Annotated in this window: 3 protein-coding genes; all 3 read right to left on the minus strand. The window is 45.7% G+C overall.

What is annotated here, in order from left to right:
* Nucleotides 1-539: nitroreductase (locus COT43_05835; protein ID PIS28726.1), on the minus strand; the 539-nt coding region annotated here is incomplete at its 3' end.
* A 112-nt stretch (nucleotides 540-651) separates the two neighbouring features.
* Nucleotides 652-1,419, minus strand: coding sequence for a hypothetical protein (locus COT43_05840; GenBank protein ID PIS28727.1), 768 nt, complete (start codon nucleotides 1,417-1,419; stop codon nucleotides 652-654).
* 1 nt (nucleotide 1,420) lies between these two features.
* A partial coding sequence (locus tag COT43_05845; GenBank protein PIS28728.1) for a hypothetical protein occupies nucleotides 1,421-1,684 on the minus strand: 264 nt, incomplete at its 5' end.

A 1,684-nucleotide genomic window follows, 5' to 3' on the forward strand; every position in this document is an offset into this window, starting at 1 on the left:
GGTCCCGAACCTTCGGGATTGCCTTCGAAGAACAACTTGTTCCACCCTTTCCGTCTTTTAGAGCCGGATCCAAACCGAATAATCATTTCTCTCAACGAGCGGTCGGATTCGGTATAACCGACCGGTGTCACAGCGGGAATAATCTGCGAATCCGGCAAATTCAGCGCCTTCGCAAACTCGCCACGATCGAGCGTTCCACCCAACCAACAGGTGCCGAGGTTCAAGTCGGTCAGAAAGAGAACTATTCGCTCCATCAGATAACCGAAATCGACGAACCCCGGATCAGCCGCAGATGTCGCGCCGACAACGAAAGTTTGCGCGCCTCTGATAAAACCATACGTGCCGAGTTTGACCTTCTCGTCTTCGGATGTTTTTTCTAATAGATTAAAATGCAGCTCGCTCCCGAAAAAACCTTTCGGCGATTGTGCAAGAAATTGCTCGATTTTCTCGCGAACTTCAGGTTCGAGCTGTCGTTTGGAATAGCTCCGCCGTGAACTTCGCGCTTTGATCAGATCGACCGATGACTGTTGAAAAATCATAGACGTTCTCTCATCATAAATTGGCTTTACAGACACATCTCGCTACCCGAAATCCAATTTAAGCGGAAAGTCTTTATGAAACAATACCCGGTAATTTCTAGTGTCGGAAATTTCAAGCGTAACTATGCAGACCGCTTAAAATGAACGTCACGCCGAGATAGGTGAAAATCACCGAAAGCAAAGTCAGAATCACGATAACGGCTTTTTTCGTACCTGTCGATTTATCAAGATGAAAATAGTAGGCTAGGATAAAAATATTGACAAGCGCCCAAGTTTCTTTCGGGTCCCACGACCAGTAATTCCCCCAGCTTATGTACGCCCAGATTCCACCGGTGATCATCCCGATATTCAGGAATAAAAAGGCAATTTTGATTTCGGTATCCATCCGGTTTACCAGCGACAGACCGTTTTGTTCGGGATTTCTCCGCCGACGAGCCAGCAGAGCCACCGCATTAATAAATCCCAATATCAGCGCCATGTATCCAAAAAAATACGACGGCACGTGAATGTACATCCAAAAACTGTTGAGCGCAGGCATGAGCGGCTTTGGCATTTTGTATGAAGTCGGCATGACCAGCGCCGAAAGTAATAAAAGGCAAATAATCACCAAAATCAACCAGCGTATGTTTTTCGGAAACTGCCGCCTCCAAAAGACCAATCTCAGCACCAATAGAAACGGTAAAAGCAGAAACGTTTCATACAGATTTGTGAAGGGCGGATGCTGTACGGCGACCGAACGAACGATCAGTGCGAGAAAATGAAAAATCATTGCCGTCGCCGTAATGTAAGTAAAGACTTTTTCAGAAGACTTCTTAAAATAACAGAGTGTCTCCGCGACGAGATAGGTAAAAAGACTCAAAACTAAAAGTGGTGTTTCCATCTTAACCTCGTCTTTCCGCTGGTCGTTTCCAAAAAGCAATAATCAGGGAAAAAACATACAACAAACCAAGAAATGCCAACCATTTCACGCCAACCGGTTGAACAACTTCGATAACGCTGATAAACCGAATGCCTAATGGAGTAATCCGAACTGATTTTCCGTCAGCCTGAAACGGCAAATCCAGTGGGGGATGATACTCTTCGTCACCGAACGACATGATAAATTTTTCCGTATGATCATCGTACGCGGTTAACGAAATCGGCGT

It is taken from the genome of Candidatus Marinimicrobia bacterium CG08_land_8_20_14_0_20_45_22 (assembly GCA_002774355.1).
Classification (GTDB): Bacteria; Fidelibacterota; UBA2242; order UBA2242; family UBA2242; genus 0-14-0-20-45-22.